The sequence below is a fragment of the Actinomadura nitritigenes genome (assembly GCF_017573545.1).
Lineage (GTDB): Bacteria > Actinomycetota > Actinomycetes > Streptosporangiales > Streptosporangiaceae > Spirillospora > Spirillospora nitritigenes.
The window spans coordinates 1-16,639 of record NZ_JAGEOK010000029.1; the positions used below are offsets into that span (position 1 = coordinate 1).

General features: G+C 74.4%; 23 protein-coding genes. 13 read left to right on the forward strand and 10 right to left on the reverse strand.

The features are described 5' to 3' along the window. A partial coding sequence (locus tag J4557_RS35755) for an integrase core domain-containing protein (RefSeq protein WP_208268587.1) occupies positions 1 to 118 on the forward strand: 118 nt, incomplete at its 5' end. Between the two features lie 10 nt (positions 119 to 128). Here the strand turns inward: J4557_RS35755 and J4557_RS35760 are convergent. Together J4557_RS35760 and J4557_RS35765 are read right to left on the reverse strand one after the other, a co-directional pair. Beyond that, on the reverse strand, positions 129 to 1,529 hold the full coding sequence (locus J4557_RS35760) for an MFS transporter (protein ID WP_372442568.1): 1,401 nt from the start codon (positions 1,527 to 1,529) through the stop codon (positions 129 to 131). A 76-nt stretch (positions 1,530 to 1,605) separates the two neighbouring features. Beyond that, a complete protein-coding gene (locus J4557_RS35765) occupies positions 1,606 to 2,283 on the reverse strand; it encodes a hypothetical protein (RefSeq protein ID WP_208271225.1) in 678 nt (225 codons plus the stop codon). A 95-nt stretch (positions 2,284 to 2,378) separates the two neighbouring features. Between J4557_RS35765 and J4557_RS35770 the strand changes: the two genes are divergently transcribed. After that, on the forward strand, positions 2,379 to 2,834 hold the full coding sequence (locus tag J4557_RS35770) for a MarR family winged helix-turn-helix transcriptional regulator (protein ID WP_208271339.1): 456 nt from the start codon (positions 2,379 to 2,381) through the stop codon (positions 2,832 to 2,834). A gap of 85 nt (positions 2,835 to 2,919) precedes the next feature. Here the strand turns inward: J4557_RS35770 and J4557_RS35775 are convergent, their stop codons facing one another. Continuing rightward, positions 2,920 to 3,492, reverse strand: a complete 573-nt coding sequence (locus tag J4557_RS35775) for a TetR/AcrR family transcriptional regulator (RefSeq protein WP_208271226.1) — start codon at positions 3,490 to 3,492, stop codon at positions 2,920 to 2,922. Positions 3,493 to 3,583: 91 nt separating this feature from the next. Between J4557_RS35775 and J4557_RS35780 the strand changes: the two genes are divergently transcribed. The 3 genes from J4557_RS35780 (at position 3,584) to J4557_RS35790 (ending at position 5,531) form a co-directional block, all read left to right on the forward strand. Further along, positions 3,584 to 4,507, forward strand: a complete 924-nt coding sequence (locus J4557_RS35780) for an NADP-dependent oxidoreductase (protein WP_208271227.1) — start codon at positions 3,584 to 3,586, stop codon at positions 4,505 to 4,507. Between the two features lie 117 nt (positions 4,508 to 4,624). After that, positions 4,625 to 4,960, forward strand: coding sequence for a hypothetical protein (locus tag J4557_RS35785; protein ID WP_208271228.1), 336 nt, complete (start codon positions 4,625 to 4,627; stop codon positions 4,958 to 4,960). After that, the gene (locus J4557_RS35790) at positions 4,950 to 5,531 is read left to right on the forward strand and encodes a carboxymuconolactone decarboxylase family protein (protein ID WP_208271229.1); all 582 of its coding nucleotides are present in this window, start codon (positions 4,950 to 4,952) and stop codon (positions 5,529 to 5,531) included. Before J4557_RS35785 ends, J4557_RS35790 begins: the two co-directional genes overlap by 11 nt. Before the next feature lie 18 nt (positions 5,532 to 5,549). Here J4557_RS35790 and J4557_RS35795 read toward each other — a convergent pair whose 3' ends face one another. The 3 genes from J4557_RS35795 to J4557_RS35805 all read right to left on the reverse strand — a co-directional run bounded on the left by J4557_RS35795 (position 5,550) and on the right by J4557_RS35805 (position 8,011). Continuing rightward, on the reverse strand, positions 5,550 to 6,173 hold the full coding sequence (locus J4557_RS35795) for a LysE family translocator (protein ID WP_208271230.1): 624 nt from the start codon (positions 6,171 to 6,173) through the stop codon (positions 5,550 to 5,552). A gap of 174 nt (positions 6,174 to 6,347) precedes the next feature. Further along, positions 6,348 to 6,818 carry a carboxymuconolactone decarboxylase family protein gene (locus tag J4557_RS35800; RefSeq protein WP_208271231.1) on the reverse strand — a complete coding sequence of 157 codons (471 nt, stop codon included), beginning with the start codon at positions 6,816 to 6,818 and terminating at the stop codon, positions 6,348 to 6,350. 95 nt (positions 6,819 to 6,913) lie between these two features. Further along, positions 6,914 to 8,011 carry a S1 family peptidase gene (locus tag J4557_RS35805; RefSeq protein ID WP_208271232.1) on the reverse strand — a complete coding sequence of 366 codons (1,098 nt, stop codon included), beginning with the start codon at positions 8,009 to 8,011 and terminating at the stop codon, positions 6,914 to 6,916. 257 nt (positions 8,012 to 8,268) lie between these two features. Here J4557_RS35805 and J4557_RS35810 point away from each other — a divergent pair, with 257 nt between their 5' ends. After that, entirely contained in the window at positions 8,269 to 8,604 is a 336-nt protein-coding gene (locus J4557_RS35810) for a hypothetical protein (RefSeq protein WP_208271233.1), read from the forward strand. Positions 8,605 to 8,682: 78 nt separating this feature from the next. Here the strand turns inward: J4557_RS35810 and J4557_RS35815 are convergent, their stop codons facing one another. Further along, complete coding sequence (locus J4557_RS35815; protein ID WP_208271234.1) at positions 8,683 to 9,138, reverse strand: hypothetical protein; 456 nt, start codon at positions 9,136 to 9,138, stop codon at positions 8,683 to 8,685. 55 nt (positions 9,139 to 9,193) lie between these two features. Here J4557_RS35815 and J4557_RS35820 point away from each other — a divergent pair, with 55 nt between their 5' ends. The 3 genes from J4557_RS35820 (at position 9,194) to J4557_RS35830 (ending at position 11,808) form a co-directional block, all read left to right on the forward strand. Continuing rightward, on the forward strand, positions 9,194 to 9,934 hold the full coding sequence (locus J4557_RS35820; RefSeq protein ID WP_208271235.1) for a helix-turn-helix domain-containing protein: 741 nt from the start codon (positions 9,194 to 9,196) through the stop codon (positions 9,932 to 9,934). A 140-nt stretch (positions 9,935 to 10,074) separates the two neighbouring features. Continuing rightward, entirely contained in the window at positions 10,075 to 10,557 is a 483-nt protein-coding gene (locus tag J4557_RS35825; RefSeq protein ID WP_208271236.1) for a cation:proton antiporter regulatory subunit, read from the forward strand. Between the two features lie 6 nt (positions 10,558 to 10,563). After that, complete coding sequence (locus J4557_RS35830) at positions 10,564 to 11,808, forward strand: cation:proton antiporter (protein ID WP_208271237.1); 1,245 nt, start codon at positions 10,564 to 10,566, stop codon at positions 11,806 to 11,808. Between the two features lie 123 nt (positions 11,809 to 11,931). Here the strand turns inward: J4557_RS35830 and J4557_RS35835 are convergent, their stop codons facing one another. After that, complete coding sequence (locus J4557_RS35835; protein WP_208271238.1) at positions 11,932 to 12,636, reverse strand: anti-sigma factor family protein; 705 nt, start codon at positions 12,634 to 12,636, stop codon at positions 11,932 to 11,934. Beyond that, on the reverse strand, positions 12,629 to 13,177 hold the full coding sequence (locus J4557_RS35840; RefSeq protein WP_208271239.1) for an RNA polymerase sigma factor: 549 nt from the start codon (positions 13,175 to 13,177) through the stop codon (positions 12,629 to 12,631). Before J4557_RS35840 ends, J4557_RS35835 begins: the two co-directional genes overlap by 8 nt. A 107-nt stretch (positions 13,178 to 13,284) precedes the next feature. Here J4557_RS35840 and J4557_RS35845 point away from each other — a divergent pair, with 107 nt between their 5' ends. The 4 genes from J4557_RS35845 (at position 13,285) to J4557_RS35860 (ending at position 16,309) form a co-directional block, all read left to right on the forward strand. Further along, entirely contained in the window at positions 13,285 to 13,722 is a 438-nt protein-coding gene (locus J4557_RS35845) for a hypothetical protein (RefSeq protein ID WP_208271240.1), read from the forward strand. Next, entirely contained in the window at positions 13,712 to 14,422 is a 711-nt protein-coding gene (locus J4557_RS35850) for a cytochrome b/b6 domain-containing protein (RefSeq protein ID WP_208271241.1), read from the forward strand. Before J4557_RS35845 ends, J4557_RS35850 begins: the two co-directional genes overlap by 11 nt. Beyond that, complete coding sequence (locus J4557_RS35855; RefSeq protein ID WP_208271242.1) at positions 14,422 to 14,628, forward strand: anti-sigma factor family protein; 207 nt, start codon at positions 14,422 to 14,424, stop codon at positions 14,626 to 14,628. Before J4557_RS35850 ends, J4557_RS35855 begins: the two co-directional genes overlap by 1 nt. Before the next feature lie 403 nt (positions 14,629 to 15,031). Next, a complete protein-coding gene (locus J4557_RS35860; protein ID WP_208271243.1) occupies positions 15,032 to 16,309 on the forward strand; it encodes a PucR family transcriptional regulator in 1,278 nt (425 codons plus the stop codon). Between the two features lie 39 nt (positions 16,310 to 16,348). Here J4557_RS35860 and J4557_RS35865 read toward each other — a convergent pair whose 3' ends face one another. Continuing rightward, positions 16,349 to 16,576 carry a hypothetical protein gene (locus J4557_RS35865; protein ID WP_208271244.1) on the reverse strand — a complete coding sequence of 76 codons (228 nt, stop codon included), beginning with the start codon at positions 16,574 to 16,576 and terminating at the stop codon, positions 16,349 to 16,351. Positions 16,577 to 16,639 lie beyond the last annotated feature (63 nt).

The following is a 16,639-nucleotide window of genomic DNA, read 5'->3' on the forward strand; positions in this document are numbered from 1 at the left end:
CAGCAACACCCAACGCACCCACCGCCTGGCACCCTGGCTGGAGTACTACAACACCCAACGCCCACACACCGCACTCGGCGGTCACCCACCCATCAGCCGCCTGTCACCAACCTCATGACCGAGTACAGCTAGCCGGTCACTTCGGCCGGTGCGGCCGCCGATCCCCGCCGCCCGTCGTACGGGGTGACGGTGACCAGGGCGACGACGATGCCGAGCAGGTACAGCCCGACGGCGACTCTGAAGCCCGCCGTGTAACCGTGGACGAGCGCGTCCGGCAGGGGCGTGCCCTTCGCCGCGTGCCGGGTCGCCGTGACCGCGACGGTCGCCAGTCCCGCCAGGCCCAGCGCGCCGCCGATCTGCGAGCCCGCGGTGAGCAGCGCGGAGCCGATGCCGGCCTCGGAGCCGTCGATTCCGCGGACGCCGATCCCGGTGGAGACGACGACGGTCGCGCCCAGGCCCAGTCCGGTCACCAGCGACGCCGGCATCACCATCCCGTACATGCTGGAGTGCACCGTCAGGAAGCCGAACCATGCGGTGCCCGCGGCGGCGAGTGCCAGGGCCAGCGACAGGGCCGCCCTCTCCGAGGTGCGGGCGAGCAGCTGCGGGCCCACACCGCCGGCCGCGATGCCGAAGCCCACGGCGAGCGGCAGGTACATCAGGCCGGTCCGCAGCGCGGAGTAGCCCAGGATCTGCTGCATGTACAGGGTCAGGAAGAAGTACGTGGCGAAGCTGCCCGTCGACATCAGCAGCGTGACGATGTTCGCCCCGCCCCGGCCGCGGTCGCCGACCACCTCGCGCGGGACCATCGGCGTGCGGCCGATGCGCTGGGCGGCCACGAAGAGGGACAGCAGCAGGGCCGATCCGGTCAGGCAGCCGACGACCGCGGCGTCGCTCCAGCCGTGCTCGCCGACCCGGTCCACCGCGTAGACCAGCGAGCCCGCGCCAAGGGTGGCGAAGGCCGCGCCGGGGAGGTCGATCTTCGTCCGCCCGGCGGGGGCGCCCTCGTCCAGGGCGTTGACGCCGAGCAGGACACCGATGATGACCGGCACGTTCACCAGCAGCACCCAGCGCCAGCCGGCGTAGGTGGTCAGCACGCCGCCGAGGACCAGGCCCATGACCGACGCCAGTCCGGTCATCCCGCCGTAGAGGCCCAGGGCCCGGGTGCGGGGCCTGCCTTCGGGGAAGGTGGCGACCAGCAGCGACAGCGCGCCGGGGGTGGCGATCGCGGCCCCGACGCCCTGGACGGCGCGGAACGCGATCAGGGCGCCGCCGGTCGGCGCCAGCCCGCCGAGCAGCGAGGCCGCGCCGAACAGCACCAGGCCGACCCTGAAGATCTTCTTGCGGCCGTACAGGTCGCCGACCCGCCCGGCGACGAGCATCAGTCCGCCGAAGGTCAGCGAGTACGCGTTGATCACCCAGTTCAGGTTCGACGGAGAGATCTTCAGTGCGTCCTGGATGCTCGGGAGCGCGACGATCATGATCGTGCCGTCCAGCACGACCAGGAACCGTGCGAAGGCGATGACCCACATGGCGACGCCGAGCCGGCGGTCCGGAACCGGGTCCGCGACCGCCGCGGGGGCGCCCGCCGCGGCCTCCTCGTTCGCGTTACCGGTCATCGCTGCTCGTCGTCACCCGGGCGACCTGCGGAAGCCGGTCGTCGGTGGCCGAGGCCGGCGCCAGCCGCGTGACGGCGGCGGGCATGGGGCCGACGGTGAACACGCGGGTGAACGGGCCGACGGTGACACCGGCGAAGGACGCTTCGGCCGGTACCCGGTCGGGAAGCGGGATGACGTGGGTCCCCGCGTCGAGGCGGTCGTCGAACACGTACATCGACGCGCTCTCGGGTTCCGGGGGGACGAAGGACGTGCCCCACCACGCCTCGACGGTGACGGGGGCGGATTCGTCGAGCGTGAGCCGCAGCGAGCGCGTTGGGGCGTCGTAGACGACCTCGCCGGTGCCGAGGGCCTCGTCCGAGGTGGCGGCCTTCACCTGGGCGGCGATGAGGCCGGCGATACCGGCGAGCCCCTGGACGAACGTCACGTCCGGGTTGCGCTCGAGGACGTCCTCGCGCAGCTTCTGCTTCGTCTCGGCGGGGACCATGCCGCCGAAGACCAGGACGTCGAGATCGGTGACGTCGTAGTCCTGGAGGACGTGGTCGAACTGGTTCGTCGCGTCCGCGGAGTAGCCCCTGGCGCGCAGGATGTCGACGGTGGCGATGAGCACGCCGGGGCTGCGGCCGACGACGAGAACGCGTTCCGGCTCGCTCTTCGGTGACCTGTTCACTGGGAGATCTCCTCGGCGGTGGGCGGTTGAGTGTTGGTCAGGCCAACATAGCGAGTGTTGGGGCGACCCACAACTGCTAGACTCGGCGCGTGCCCATGCCCCGCCACGACACCGGCCGCACTCCGACCCGGCTCGAAGGACGCGCGACCTGGCTGGTCAGCCGCGCCTACCTGCGTTCCTCAGGGCTGCTCGGCGCCGGTTTCGAGACGCATGGCGGCGGACTGCGCAGCTACCACTACCGGCTCCTCGCCGCGCTGGAGGAGTGGGGTCCGGCGAGCCAGGCCGACCTCGGCCGCAGGACCGGGATCGATCGCAGCGACGTGACCGCCGCCCTGACCGAACTCGAGTCGCGCACCCTGGTCGAGCGCTCGGTCGACCCCGAGCACAAGCGCCGGAAGATCGTCACGATCACACCGGCGGGCGTCGACCGGCTGCTCGAGCTCGACAGGGTCGTCGACGGCATCCAGGAGGAGTTCCTCGCGCCTCTGACGGACGCCCAGCGGCGCCAGTTCATCGCCCTGCTGTCGCGACTCGCGCACGCCCAGCCCTGACCCGGCGGCTCACCGGCGACGTCCTCGCCCGCCAGGCGCCGGGACCACCCGGCGCCGTCCGTTCGAGCCCTCGGAGGGGCGCTGATCAGGCGCCGGCCGGGGCGGCTTCGGTGGTGACGGCGAGGAGGTCGGCGGCGCCGGCGGACAGGGCCTCGGCGAAGTCGGTCTCCTCGTCGGCCATCCACCGTTCGGTCGCGAGGCGGAGGACGGCCAGGCCGGCGTCGGTGGCGAGCCGCGCCGTCCGCCGGTCGCAGCCCCGGCGCACCAGGGCCGCGGTCAGGGCCTCGGAGAGCGAGACGAGTTTGATCAGCTCGCGCTCGCGCAGCGGCGGGTTCGCCGCGATGACCGCCGCCCGCTTCTCCAGGAAGTCGCGGGGACGGAACACCTCGGGCGCGGTGGCGAACGCGGCCAGCAGCGCCGGCAGCGCGCCGGTGCCCGCCGGGACGGCGTCCATCGCGGCCAGGAACCGCTCCTGGAGGTCGTCGCCGGCGAACAGCACCTCGCGCTTGTCGGTGAACCAGCGGTAGAACGACCGCTCCGTCAGGTTCGCGCGCCGCGCGATCTGCGCGACCGTCGTGCGGTCGTAGCCCTGCTCGTCGAACAGTTCCAGCGCCGCCCGTTCGAGCCGTCCGCGCGCGTCGCCCTCCCAGCGTGCCATGCCCGCGAGTATAGCGACAGCAGATGCTGTCATCGCTCTGCTAGCGTGAGGTGACGACAGCATCTGCTGTCACCGTTTCCGAGGAGGTTCCATGCGCACCCTTCGCTTCCACGAGCACGGAGCGGCGCTCGACGTCCTGAGGCTCGACGACGCCGAAGCCCCCGCGCCCGGCCCGGGCCGGGTCCGCGTCCGGGTCCAGGCGTGCGGGCTGACCCCGGCGGACTGGGCCCTGTGCGGCGGGCTCTTCCCCGGGGGCCTGCCGCGCGGCATCGGGCTGGAGGTCTCCGGCACGATCGACGCGCTCGGCGACGGCGTGACCGGCGTCGCGATCGGCGATCCGGTGTTCGGCCCGGCGCCCTTCACCGGGCCGACCGCCGGCGCGTCCGAGCAGGCGCTCCTCGACGTGTGGTTCCCGCGGCCGGCGGGGCTCGACGCGGTCGGCGCCGCCGCGCTGCCGATGGCGGTCGAGACGGCCTACCGCGGCCTGGACGCGCTCGGCGTCCGCGACGGCATGACCGTGCTCGTCCACGGCGCCGGGACCACCGTCGGGTACGCCGCGGTGCAGATGGCGCTCCAGCGCGGGGCGCGGGTCGTGGCCACCGCCGGGGAGACCTACGCCGGCGCGCTGCGGGCCGCGGGCGCCGAGGTCACCGGTTACGGCGCCGGCATGGCCGAGCGCGTGACGGCCCTCGCGGGCGGGCCGGTCGGCCTCGCCTTCGACGCGGCACCGGTCAGCGGCGCGCTGCCGGAGCTCGTGCGCACCGTCACGGCGCCGGAGCACGTGCTGACGGTCAGCGACTTCGACGCGGCCAGGGAACTCGGCGTGCGGTTCAGCGGACCCGGCGGCGAGGGCGCGGTGAGCACCCATGTGCTCGGCGAGTACGCGGCGCTCGCCGCCGAGGGCCGCTTCTCGATCCCGGTGGCCGGCACGTTCCCGCTGGAGGACTGGCGTACGGCTGCGGAGCTGAGCCTGTCGGGACGGGCGCGCGGCAAGGTCGTCCTGGAGATCGGCTAGTCGCGGCAGGTATCCGGCCGGACGCCGGGTAGATCCGGGTGGTCGGATGTGTCACATACGGGGCGCGCCGATCGTCTATCACGTGAAGGCGGAAGGCCCGAGCCGCAGGGGGGCGCCATGCCGGCCGAGGACAGGAAGCGAGCGGTGCACGACGCGCTGGTCGACCGCGTGCTGCACGGGGACGGCAGGGCGCCCGCGGAGCTGCGGGCGCGCGCGTTCCGCAACGAGGGCCTCGCCCCGCCGCTGGACGCGCTGATCGGCAAGGTCGCCGACAGCCCGGCGCAGGTCACCGAGGCGGACCTGGCCGCGGCGAAGGCGTCCGGCTGCACCGAGGACGAGCTGTTCGAGCTGGTGGTGTGCGCCGCGGTCGGCCGGTCCTCCCGGATGTACGAGGCCGGGCTCGCGGCCCTGGCCGACGCGGGCGGCGAGGAGGGGCCGGACCATGCGCCTTGACGTCCTGAACCACGGGTACCGCCCCGGCGCCAAGCTGCTGTTCGCCGCCGTCCGGCTGTTCTCCGGCCGGCCGCTGCCGGACGCCGCGAAGGTCACGTTCTACCGGCCCGACTTCTACGGCGCTCTGGCCAAGGAGTTCACCCACGAGGCGATGCGCGGGCCGTCCGCCTGGTCCGTCGGCGACCGGGAGCTGATGGCGGCCTACGTGTCGAAGGTCAACGCGTCGGCGTTCTGCGTCGGCGCGCACACCGCGACCGCGACGCAGGCGTACGGGGACGGGGCGCGGGTCGCGGCCGTGCTCGCCGACCTGGAGGCGCCTCCCGTCGAGGAGCCGCTGCGGGCGACGCTGCGGATGCTCGGCGCGCTGACGCGGGACGGAGAGGTCGGCGCCGGCGACATGCGGGAGGTGCTGGCCGCCGGGGCGTCGCCCGAGCAGGTCCGGGACGCCCTGGCGGTCTGCGCCGCCTTCAACGCCACCGACCGGCTCGCCGACGCGTTCGGGTTCGAGCTGCTCAGCCCCGAGGGCTACGCGGCGGGCGCGAAGTTCCTGCTCAAGCGCGGCTACCGGTAGCGCGGCCGGGGCGCCGCGTCAGGACTCGGCGGCCAGGCGGATGCCCAGGCCGAGGAGGACGAGCCCGGAGACCTGCTCCATCCGGCGGCGGATCGACGCGCGCTGCAGCAGCGCGCGGGCCCGTCCCGCCAGCCAGACCATCGGCAGGTACCAGATCATGTCGACGACGGCCCAGATCACCGAGAACAGGACCAGCGTCGCCAGGACGGGCGCGCCGTGCGGGACGAACTGCGGCAGGAACGACACCGCGAACACCCCGGCCTTCGGGTTCGCGAAGTTGGTGATCAGACCCTGCCGGAACGCGCGCCCGTGCGAGACGGCCGCGGCGGGGGCCGGTTCGTCGTCGGCTTCGTCTTTGTGCCGCGCCTTCCACAGCGCGCGCGCCCCCATGTAGACCAGGACCACCGCGCCCGTGATGCGCATCGCGTCGTAGGCCAGGCGCGAGGCCAGCAGCAGGGCCGACAGGCCGAACGCGGCGGCCAGGCCCCACAGCAGGACTCCGCACTCGTTGCCGAGGACCGTCGCCATGCCGTTGACCCGGCCGTGCATCACCGAGCGCCGCAGGATCACGGCGGTGCTGGGGCCGGGGACCATCGCGATCAGGAACGCCGCGCCGACGAATGCCACGAGCGAGGACATCATGCGCCAAGTATCTAGAGTCGCCCGTATCCCGACAACGCCTTTCCCGGTGGCGCGGCGCCGCCCGGTCCCGCCCGCGAGTGCGCGCGAGCGCGCGCGGCCTTCACGGCCGGACGCCCGGGACCGCCCCCGACGAGCGCGCGGCCGTCAGGGGCGGCCCGTCCCGGGCGGTGCGGCTCAGCCGAACTGGCCGGGCTGGTAGTCGCCGGCGGGCTGCTGCGTGATGACGTTGAGGCGGTTGTAGGTGTTGATCACGGCGATCATCCCCACCAGGGCGGCGAGCTGCTCCTCGTCGAAGTGCTTGGCGGCGTTCGCCCAGGTCTCGTCGCTGACGCCGGCCCCGTCGGCGAGGCGGGTGCCCTCCTCGGTCAGCTCCAGCGCCGCGCGCTCGGCGTCGGTGTAGACCGTGGCCTCCCGCCACGCGGCCACCAGGTTGATCCGCTGCTGGGTCTCCCCGGCGGCGGCGGCGTCCTTGCTGTGCATGTCGAGGCAGTAGCCGCAGCCGTTGATCTGGCTCGCGCGGATCTTCACCAGCTCCTGCGTCGCGGCGGGGAGGCTGGAGTCGGCGATGGCCTTGCCCGCGGAGTTGATGTACTTCGCGACCTTCATGGCCACGTCGCTCTCGTAGAAGTTGATCCGTGCGCTCATCGTGGTCTCCTCATGGCGGTGTCGAAACGCTGACACCTCCATGACGGGAGGGAGCCGCGGAATGTGACGCGGCGCCCGCGAGTCCCGCGCCCGCCTCAGGGCAGCTGCGCGCCGAACGCCTGGAGCGCCTCGGTGACCGGCTGGAAGAACGTGACGCCGCCCGTCCGGCAGTCGCCCGACCCGCCCGAGGTCAGCCCGAGCGCCGTGGTCCCGCTGAACAGCGGCCCGCCGCTGTCGCCCGGCTCCGCGCAGACGGTCGTCTGGATCATGCCGGTGACCGTCCCCTCGGGGAAGTTCACCGTCGCGCCGACCGCCGTGACCCGCCCGGTGCGGACGCCCGTCGTGCTGCCGCTGCGCGCGACCTGCTGGCCGACCACCGCGTCCGCGGCCTTCGCGATCGGCTGCGCGGTGCCGTCGTGCAGGTCGACCGCGCTCTGCCCGCCGTCCGTCGCCTGGACCAGCGCGAAGTCGTTGCCGGGGAAGTCGCTCTGCACCGTCGTGCCGAGGGCCTGCGCGCCCTCCTGGTCGGCGGTCCAGTCCTTCACGATGTTCCCGCAGTGCCCGGCGGTGAGGAAGAACGGCTGCCCGCCCCGCTGCACGTTGAAGCCCAGCGAGCAGCGCGCGCCGCCTCCGAAGATCGCGTCGCCGCCGAGCGCGAGGGTGCGCAGCCGCCCAGGGACGCGCACCATCCGCACCGCCGGCCCCATGCTCGCCGCCTCGCGGCGGACCCCGGCCATCCGCGCACCCCTGACCGAGTCGTCGACCCACATCACGACCTGCGACGTCGCCGGATCGACGGCCCATCCGGTGCCGGGCGTCCCCGCCATCGACCGGCGCAGCGCGGCCGTCGTCCTGGCCAGGGTCCGGGGGCTCGTCCGCATCATCTTCGGCACGGCGCCCGCCGACCGCACCATCGCCGCGTCCGCCGCGGTGGCGACCGTGACGACGGGCCGTCCCGCCGCGTCCAGGTAGCCGCCGGCCGTGCGGCCGCCGAGCCGCCCGGCGACCCGTGCGGCGAGCGCCGCCGCCCGCGGCTGCGTTCCCCCGGCCTGAACGCCCTTGGCCTGCCCGTTCCGGGCCTGGGCGTCGCCGGCCAGTCTCGCCGCCTGCGGCCCGTCCCCGGTGCGGACCGCGTACAGCGACCCGGCGACGAGCCCGGCCGCACCGGCGACCGCCACGCTCGTTCCGACCACGGTGCGCAGACGACGTTCCCTCGCGGCGTTCCGGCGCCTCATGAGCCCTCCAGCTCCCGAGATGACGATCTACGGGAGGTGTTACGGCGCGGCGTCCGGCGGAGTTCAACGCGCGTCCCGCCGATCCCGCCGAAGCGGCGAGTTCGCTGGTCAGAGGCTTAATGATCTACTCACGGTGAGTAGTCGCGCGGATGCGGAGCGGGTAGAGGAGGTGAGGAAGCACGGGCCCGCCAGGGCCCCGAACCCCTGGAGGAAACATGAAGATCCCGAGTCCGCTGCGCTCGGCGGCGCTGACCGCCGCCGGACTGACCATGGCCGCCGGCCTGGCCGCGTTCGCCCCCGCCGCCTCCTCGGCGAACGCGGCGGAGACGGCCACGGCCACGGCCGCGCGGGCGTGGCCGCGTCACTGCCCGTGGGGCACCCACTGGGACCCGTACTGGCACAGATGCGTCCGGGACCGCGGCCACGGCCACGGTGGCTGGGGCGACCACGACGACCACGGCGACCACGGCCACGGCGGCTGGGGCGACCACGGCGGCTACGGTCACCACGGCGACCACGATGACCACGGCGACCACGGTCACCGCTGGTAGAGCGCACTGAGGCGGCCGGCCGTCCCACCGAGGTCCGGGACGGCCGGACGTCCTTCCCCCGGCCCGCGGCCGCAGCGGTCAGGACAGGTCGCGGGCCAGGCGGGTCGCGCCGATCGCCATGTACGCGCCGGTCAGCGCCGTGTACCCCAGCGCGGTGGGGCGCGGGAGGTCGCCGCGGGCGAGCCGGGCGGCGCCGTGCGCGGTGTCGAGGGTGTCGACCAGCAGCGCCAGCCGCTGCCAGCGGGACCGCTCGGGGCCCGGCGCGGTCAGGTAGCCGAGCCCCAGCGCGATCGCCCGCGCCCCGAAGACGCGGGTCATGTAGCCGAGTTCCGGTGACGGCCGCACCCCGGACGCCCTGGCCATCGCGTGCGGCGCGAGGATCGCGGCGGCGCCGAGCACGATCCGGCCGGCGGCGAGGCCGCGCAGCGCGGTCGCGAGCGCGCCGCGGTCCGCCTCGCCCGAAGGCGTGGCGGCGGGTACGCCGGTGGTCCGGTCGACGGGCGGGCTGCCGGTGCTGTGTTCGCGAGTGTTCACGGCGCCTATGCTTCACCGCATGGCCGCGCCGGCACTTCCACGAACGTGCGCTCCCGTGCGGCTGTGGGTCCGGCTCGGGCACGTCGTGTACGTCGGGCCCTCGCTCGGGCTCGGCCCGCACTCCACGGCGGTGGCCTGCCTGGGCGTCGGCCTCGACGCGCCCTTCACCGTCCGGGCCGACGGGCTCCCGGAGCGCACCGTCCGCAGCTTCCTGTTCCGCGCCCGGGTCCGGCACGAGGTCGTCGGCGGGACGGGCCGCATGCTGTTCTGCTTCTTCGACCCGACGTCCGCGCGGATGGCCCGGTGCCTCGGCGGCATGCGGCGCACCGCGGGCGGGTTCGGCAGCGACCACCACCGCGAGGCCGAGCTCATCGACCTCGCCACCCGCGACGAGGTGGACGTCGAACGGCTGCTCGCGGCGGCCAGCATCCCCGTCGCGAGGCCCCGCGACCCGCGCATCGCCCGCGCCGCCGCGCGGATCCGCGACGATCCGGCGCGGCCGCAGCGCGCGGAGGCCGCCGCGCGCGAGGCGGGGCTGTCCCGGTCCCATTTCCTGCGGACGTTCTCCGACCAGGCCGGCACCAGCTTCCGCCGCTACGTGCAGTGGGCGCGGATCCTGCGGGTCGCCGAGGCGTTCGCCGCCGGCCACGACTTCACCCGCGCCGCCGCCGACGCCGGGTTCGCGTCGCCGTCGCATCTCAGCGGCGCCTTCCGCGGCATGTTCGGGCTCACCCCGACGGCGCTCGCGGCGCTCGGCCCCGACCTGGTCCTCGACGAGCCCGCCCGCCCGCGGTGACCCCGGGGCGCGGCGGGTATGACGGCCGGGCGGGATGTGACCTCGGTGTCCGTTATCTGCGATGATGGCCGGTCTTGCCGGTGCCCGTTCCGTGACCTGCCGTGAGGCCGGGCCGGCCGGAGAGGGAAGGACGCACCACCGTGGACGTCGAACGGACCGCCCTGCCGGGGATCGGCCTGCAACACGTCATGACGACCGAGCGGGGCCGGCAGCTCGGCGTCATCTCGCACCGGTCGGGCCGCCGCGACCTCGTCGTCTACGACCGCGAGGACCCCGACAGCTGCGTCGCGACGGTCGCGCTGACCCCCGAGGAGGCCAACGCGATCGCCGAGCTGCTCGGCACCGGCCGGATCGTCGAGCACCTCGCCGAGCTGCACCGGCAGGTCGAGGGCCTGGTCACCGAGCAGCTGCCGATCGCGCCGGGCTCGCCCTACGTCGGCCGCCCGCTCGGCGACACCCAGGCCCGCACCCGGACCAGCGCGTCCATCGTCGCGGTGGTCCGCGAGGGGCAGGTGTTCGCCAGCCCCCGGCCCGACTTCGTCTTCGCCGCCGGGGACGTGGTGGTGGTCGTCGGGACGGGCGAGGGCACGGCGGCCGTCGCCGCGATCCTCGCCGACGGCTGACCCCGCATGGAGTCGGCCGTCCAGCTCATCGAACTCGGCGGGATCATCCTGGCCCTCGGCATGCTCGGCGCCGTGTCCCTCCGCTTCTCGATCTCCCCGATCCCGCTCTACCTCATCGCCGGCCTCGCGTTCGGGTCCGGCGGCGTCTACCCCCTCACGACCAGCGAGGACTTCGTGTCCATCGGCGCCGAGGTCGGCGTCATCCTGCTGCTGTTCACGCTCGGCCTGGAGTACACCGCCGACGAGCTGGTCGGCACCCTGCGCACGTCCGCGCCCGTCGGCCTCGCCGACATGGCGCTGAACGCGGCGCCCGGCGTCGCGGCGGCGCTGCTGCTCGGCTGGGGGCCGGTCGCCGCGGTCGCCATGGGCGGCATCACCTACGTCACCTCGTCCGGCATCACCGCGAAGGTGATCGGCGACCTCGGCTGGCTCGGCAACCGGGAGACGCCCGCGCTGCTGTCGGTGCTGGTGTTCGAGGACCTCGCGATGGCCGCGTACCTGCCGATCCTCACCGCGCTGCTCGCGGGGGCGGGGCTGGTCGGCGGCGCCGTGGCGCTGGCGGTCGCCGCCGCCACGATCGCGGTGATCCTGTTCGTCGCGCTGCGGCACGGCGCGTGGGTGGAGCGGTTCGTCTCCTCGCCCAGCGAGGAGGTGCTGCTGCTGAAGGTGCTCGGCCTCACCCTGCTGGTCGCCGGGATCGCGCAGCAGCTGCAGGTGTCGGCGGCCGTTGGAGCGTTCCTCGTCGGGATCGCGCTGTCGGGGTCGCTCGCGCACACCGCCCACAAGCTGCTGTCGCCGCTGCGCGACCTGTTCGCCGCCGTGTTCTTCGTCTTCTTCGGCCTGCACACCGACCCGCACGACCTGCCCCCGGTGCTCGGCATCGCGGCGCTGCTGGCGCTGGTGAGCATCGGCACCAAGCTCGCCACCGGCTGGTTCGCGGCGCGCCGCGCCGGCGTCGCCGTCACCGGGCGGCTGCGCGCCGGCGTCGCGCTGATCCCGCACGGCGAGTTCAACATCGTCATCGCCGGGCTTGCGGTCAGCGCCGGCACCAACGCGCGGCTCGGCCCGCTCGCCGCCGCGTACGTCCTCATCCTCGCGGTGGCCGGGCCCGTGCTCGCGCGCGGTGTCGAACCGCTGACCAGGGCCGTCCGCGCGCGCCGCACCGCGCGCCGCGAGAAGCCCCCGCAGACCGACGACGACGTGCCCGTCGCCCCCGCCCCGCGCCACGCCCGCCCAGGCCCCGGCGGCTGAGGCCCGCCCCGTCCGGGCCGCGATCTCGGCGAACTCGGCGATGCGGCGGCCCGGGTTCCCGACATGCGCGAACGCGTCCTCACCGACCGGCCCGAGCACGGCTTCGAGCGACCCGCGCCCGGCTCAGCCGAAGCGGGCCAGGAGGTCGGAGCCGGTGGGGCCGTGGAACCGGATCAGGAGGATGTCGTGCACGGCGACCGGGATCGTCCTGCCCCATGACCCCTTGCCGTCCTTGACGGACATCGCGCCGATCGGGACGTCGCGGCCGTCGCGGGTCGTGAGGGACATGCTGTAGGTGCCCGCTCGTCCCGCCTCCCCGATGGTGACGAAGAGCCAGGTCGGCGTTCCCTGGTAGGCGAACACGTAGCCCGCCGGCGCCGCGCCGGCCGGTGCGGCGCTCGTCCCGTCGACGGGCACCGTGCGAAGGTACCGGCCGTGCGCGACGGCCAGCGTCTTGCGGTAGCTGGACGCGAGGTCCCGGTCGCTTCGCGTCTCCTTCCATACCGCGCCCGCGGCGGCGCCCCCCGCGACGCCCGCGACCAGCACCGCCGACGCCGCGAGCGCCAGCGCGTCGCGCAGCCGCCGCGGCCGCCGGCGGCGCTGCATCGGCGCCAGCACGGACGCCTCGAAACCGGCGGGCGGCTGCCGTTCCGGAACGAGCTGGAACAGCTCGTCCACCAGGGCGGTCTGCGCCTCCAGCTCGCGCTGGCAGCGGCCGCAGCCCGCCAGGTGCCGCAGCGCGCGGGCGCGCTCGTCCGCCGGCGCGACGCCCGCCGCCAGCTCGGGAAGCAGCGGCCGCGTCTCGGCGCAGGCCGGCCGGTCAGTCATGGGTCACTCCCAGCGCCTCGCGGAGTCGGGCGAGCCCCCGGCGCAGCCGGGTCTTCGCGGTGCCGAGCGGGATGTGCTCGCGGTCGGCGATCTCGCCGACCGTCAGCCCGTAGAACACCGACAGCACGATCGGGGTGCTCTGCTCGCGGGGCAGGGCGCGCAGGGCCTCGCGCAGCTCCTCGGCGTCCTCGAACGACGTCCCCGGTGGCGCGGCGCGCTCCGCGCCGGTCAGCGTGGTCAGCAGCAGGTGCGGATCGACGGGCCGGTCGGCGCGCAGCCGCAGCGCGTCGACCGCCAGGTTCCGGGTGATCGTCAGCAGCCAGGTGACCGCCCGGCCCTTGCGCGGATCGTAGGCGCCCGCGTGCCGCCACGCGCGCAGGAACGCCTCCTGCGCGACCTCCTCGGCGATCGCCGAGGACCCGACCAGCGTGTACGCGAGGCCGTACACGCGGGCCTGGTAGCGCCGGACGAACACGGCCGCCGTCTCCGGGTCGCCCGCGGCCATGCCGGTGAGCAGTGACTCATCGGAAAGTTCCCACATGAGCAATACGGATGCGAGGCACGAAAGGGTTCACGAAATGGCGAATCTCTTGCGGTCCGTCCCGGCGTATTACCGCTGACATCCAGCAGAGCGCGGAGGAGAGACGCATGAACGTGAGGTTCCTGGCGGCCGGGATCGTGAGCGCGGCCCTCGGGCTCAGCGCGTGCGGCACGGGTTCGGGTGCCGCGAGCGGGGGCGGCGGCGCTCCGAAGGTGACGATCCAGTCGCCCGCGGAGGGCGCGAGCGTCGGGTCCCCCGTCACGCTGAAGTTCAGCACGAGCGTGCCGATCGGGCCCGTGGACTCCGGCAAGGACCACGTCCACGTCGTCATCGACGGCAAGTCGGACGAGTACACCGTGGTCACGTCCACGGTGTACCAGATCAGGAACCTGGCGCCGGGGCGGCACCTCATAGGCGTGACGCTGCAGCACGCCGACCACTCGCCCGCCGGAGCCGGCTCCCAGGTCCACGTGGACGTTACGAGCGGCGGGACGGGCGGCGGTTCCGGCGGTGGGACGGGCGGCGACGGCGGCTATGTCTACTAGGACGTCCGAAGAGCGGGCGCGGCGTCGCGCGCGGGTCCTGATGCGCCGCCGCGACACGGTCGAGCGGTACACGCGCCCGGTGCGCTGGTTCCATGCTGGCATCTACCTCGCGGTGCTCGTCCTGCTGGTCACCGGCTGGTGGCTGCTCCTCGGGCACGAGGGCCGCCCGAGCGCGCTCGCCCGGCTGTTCCGCCTGCCGGACACGGCGCTGCACAAGGACGTGGGCTGGGCGCTCGCCGCCCTCGTCGTGGCCGGCCCGGTCCTCGGCTTCCGCGCGTCCCGCACCTTCGTGCGGGAGACGCTGCGGGTCCGGACGGGCGACGTGCGGTGGCTGCTCCGCTGGCCGGCCGCCCTGCTCACCGGACGGTTCGGCCGCCACGACGGGCACTTCGATCCCGGCCAGCGGATCCTCAACGTCCTGCTGGTCCTCTCCTTGACCGCCCTGGTCGGGACGGGTGCGGGGCTCGCGCTCCTGCACGGCGGCCCCGCGTTCGCCGTGCTCGCCCGCGTCCACAAGTGGGCGACCTACGCCTGCACGCTCCTTGTCGCGGGCCACGTGATCGTCGCGGCCGGGATCCTGCCCGGGTACCGGGGCGTGTGGCGGTCGATGCACCTGGGCGGCCGGCTGGACGCCGGGGTGGCCCGTCGGCTGTGGCCCGGCTGGCTCGAACGCGTCCGGGGCGAGCGGCGGGGCCCCTGATGCGCTGCCCGCACCGCATCGACGTCGGCGCCTACGCCCTCGGCGTGCTCGCGCCCGCCGACCAGACGCGGACGCGGATCCACCTGGAGGGCTGCCCGTCCTGCCGGGCCGAACTCGCGGACCTCGCCGCCGTCCTGGCCTTCCTCCACCGAGCGGCACCCTGCGGATGCCGCCCTCCTGACCTGCGCCCCCGGCGCGACCGGTGATCCATGCGGGCGGCCCGGCGGCGGGGGCGCCGGGCCGCCGCGCGCGGGCACACCCACTGAGGGGCATCAGGGGCCGATCGAGCGGCGAGGCCGGTGAACGGCAGGCCGGGGACGCCGAGCGCCGGGACGGGCACGCTCATCGGGACCGTGTGGCCCGCGCCATCACCAGCATGAACAGCATGATGAGGGCGACCACTGTCGCACCGGAGGGGCGGCCGGGCCAGGGGGCGCGCCGACTGTGGACAACCATCGAACCGACCGGCCGAACCTGGTCGAATTCCGACCTAGACTTTGCGCCCGGGCACGCCACGGGTCATGATTTGCCCCACACGAGTCCCATAAGTAAGTAATTACCCCGTGTGTACGGCGCGCAACGCAGGGGGACGAGCGGCGGGGAGGTTCCGTGTCGGACGACGGTTCGACCACGTTCGGGCGCCCGTGGGCGGATCTGCCCAGGGAACTGGCGGATCACATGAGGCCGCACCTCGACGAGGTGGCCGACGACATGATCCAGGAGATCCAGACCAAGGTCCGCGAGTACGACCGTCCGGGCGACGGCTCCTACTCGGGGACGCTGCGCCAGGCCGTCGAGCGCGTGCTGCACTACTTCGTCGACCGGGTGGCCGATCCCGGCCACGAGCCCGCCTCGGTCACCGACTTCTTCCGCGCCATCGGCCGCGGCGAGGCGGGCGAGGGCCGCAGCCTCGACGCGATGCAGTCCGCGATGCGCGTCGGCGGCATGGTCGCCTGGCGGCGGATCACCGAGGGCGCCGAGGCGCAGCAGGTGTCGCCGCGCACCCTCGGCGCCGTCGGGGAGGCCCTGATGCAGTTCCAGGACGAGCTGGCGAAGGCCGCCGCCGAAGGGTTCTCGCAGGCCAAGGCCGCCGTCGCGGGCGAGATGCAGCGCCGCCGCAAGCGCCTGCTCGACCTGCTGTTCGCCGACCCGCCCGCCGCGCAGGAGGCCATCGCCGACCTCGCGGCCGCCGCGCACTGGCCGCTGCCGCGCACGGTCGCCGCCGTCGCGCTCGGCCGTCCCGGGACGGACGCCCGGCAGCCCGCGTTCCCGCCGGACGTGCTCGCCGACCTGACCCGCCGCACCCCCAGCCTGATCATCCCCGACCCGGACGGTCCCGGCCGCGCCAAGCTCGTCGACCGCGCCCTGTCCGGCAGCCTCGCCGTCGTCGGCCCGACCGTTCCGCTGATGGAGGCGGCCCGCTCGATCCAGTGGGCGCGCAAGACGCTGTGCCTCGTCCAGCGCGGCGTCATCGAGGCCCAGGACGGCGTCATCCGCAGCGTGGAGCACATGTCCACGCTGATCCTGTTCCAGGACGAGGGCCTCATCACCTCCCTCGCCGACCTGCGCCTCGCGCCGCTGTCGCACCTGCGCGCCAGCCAGCAGGACCGGCTCGCCGAGACGCTGCTCGCGTGGCTGCAGTCGGGCCGCAACGCCAACGAGGTCGCGATGCGCCTGCACGTCCACCCGCAGACCGTCCGGTACCGGCTGCGGCAGCTGGAGGAGCTGTTCGGCGACCAGCTCCTGGACCCGGACCTGCGCTTCGATCTGGAGATCGTGCTGCGCGCCCGCGCGCTGCTCGCCGACAACGCGGGCGAGCGCATCATCCCGCAGGCGCGGGAGGCGGTCGGCGACAGCGCCGAGGTCGTCACCTTCCGCCGCACCTGACCTGGGCCGCGGCCGTCGCGGCCGAGCAGGCCGCGGCGGTCAGCGGGAGGTCGCTCCGCCGCGGAGGCGCTCGGCGGTGGCGACCCGCTCGGCGAGGCGGGTCTGGGCGTCGCACAGCAGCCACAGCTCGCCCTCGTCGAGCGCGGAGATCTCCTCCAGGCAGCCGTTGAGCAGCTGGTAGTCCGACAATGGGGTGACCCGGGTGGCCTTCAGCCCCCGCTCCGAACGTTCGCCGTGCCAGCCGGGCATGCAGGTGATCAGCGACATCGACGCGGACTCCTTGGTCGGCCTATGGTAGGTCTACCCTAGGCCGACGCCACCGGCCCCGCG

Excerpts from the sequence above, each read along its gene's own strand:
- J4557_RS35840 (WP_208271239.1), bottom strand. The coding sequence starts at position 13,177 with ATGTGGGAACTTTCCGATGAGTCACTGCTCACCGGCATGGCCGCGGGC.
- J4557_RS35830 (WP_208271237.1), top strand. The coding sequence starts at position 10,564 with ATGGAGTCGGCCGTCCAGCTCATCGAACTCGGCGGGATCATCCTGGCC.
- J4557_RS35845 (WP_208271240.1), top strand. The coding sequence starts at position 13,285 with ATGAACGTGAGGTTCCTGGCGGCCGGGATCGTGAGCGCGGCCCTCGGG.
- J4557_RS35835 (WP_208271238.1), bottom strand. The coding sequence starts at position 12,636 with ATGACTGACCGGCCGGCCTGCGCCGAGACGCGGCCGCTGCTTCCCGAG.
- J4557_RS35770 (WP_208271339.1), top strand. The coding sequence starts at position 2,379 with ATGCCCCGCCACGACACCGGCCGCACTCCGACCCGGCTCGAAGGACGC.
- J4557_RS35800 (WP_208271231.1), bottom strand. The coding sequence starts at position 6,818 with ATGAGCGCACGGATCAACTTCTACGAGAGCGACGTGGCCATGAAGGTC.
- J4557_RS35785 (WP_208271228.1), top strand. The coding sequence starts at position 4,625 with ATGCCGGCCGAGGACAGGAAGCGAGCGGTGCACGACGCGCTGGTCGAC.
- J4557_RS35790 (WP_208271229.1), top strand. The coding sequence starts at position 4,950 with ATGCGCCTTGACGTCCTGAACCACGGGTACCGCCCCGGCGCCAAGCTG.
- J4557_RS35865 (WP_208271244.1), bottom strand. The coding sequence starts at position 16,576 with ATGTCGCTGATCACCTGCATGCCCGGCTGGCACGGCGAACGTTCGGAG.
- J4557_RS35855 (WP_208271242.1), top strand. The coding sequence starts at position 14,422 with ATGCGCTGCCCGCACCGCATCGACGTCGGCGCCTACGCCCTCGGCGTG.
- J4557_RS35760 (WP_372442568.1), bottom strand. The coding sequence starts at position 1,529 with ATGTGGGTCATCGCCTTCGCACGGTTCCTGGTCGTGCTGGACGGCACG.
- J4557_RS35780 (WP_208271227.1), top strand. The coding sequence starts at position 3,584 with ATGCGCACCCTTCGCTTCCACGAGCACGGAGCGGCGCTCGACGTCCTG.
- J4557_RS35795 (WP_208271230.1), bottom strand. The coding sequence starts at position 6,173 with ATGATGTCCTCGCTCGTGGCATTCGTCGGCGCGGCGTTCCTGATCGCG.
- J4557_RS35850 (WP_208271241.1), top strand. The coding sequence starts at position 13,712 with ATGTCTACTAGGACGTCCGAAGAGCGGGCGCGGCGTCGCGCGCGGGTC.
- J4557_RS35810 (WP_208271233.1), top strand. The coding sequence starts at position 8,269 with ATGAAGATCCCGAGTCCGCTGCGCTCGGCGGCGCTGACCGCCGCCGGA.
- J4557_RS35775 (WP_208271226.1), bottom strand. The coding sequence starts at position 3,492 with ATGGCACGCTGGGAGGGCGACGCGCGCGGACGGCTCGAACGGGCGGCG.